General features: G+C 44.6%; 1 pseudogene. It reads right to left on the bottom strand.

The features are described 5' to 3' along the window. A pseudogene (locus AC6CHI_RS16140) lies at positions 1–341 on the bottom strand (Ig-like domain-containing protein); the annotation flags it as partial. Between the last annotated feature and the right edge of the window lie 13 nt (positions 342–354).

The following is a 354-nucleotide window of genomic DNA, read 5'->3' as shown; positions in this document are numbered from 1 at the left end:
CCATCCGACAGTTCATCGGCATTGACGTAACCATCGGCTGCTTCGGTAATCGTCAGGATTGGTGTAGTCAAGTTAATGATTAAACTACCCGTATCTGTGCCCTCATTGCCTGCTATATCAGTCGCAGTCACAGTGATTGGATAGGTCGCTTCCGTTAGACTTGGCAAAGTATTATCCACCAAAGTCCATGTGCCATCACCATTATTGGTTGCAATGTAGTTATTACCATCAACAGTTACAACTACCGTAGCTGTTGGGTCATCGACCGTTCCTGTCAGTGCAGGTGTTTGGTCATTAGTAATTAGATCATTCAAGCTGACTACTGGTGCAATAATGTCAGCTCCAAAACCATCA

The sequence above is a fragment of the Acinetobacter sp. GQ146 genome, from assembly GCF_059758585.1.
Note: the sequence above shows the minus strand (reverse complement) of the source record. Positions and strands in the feature narration are given on the sequence as shown.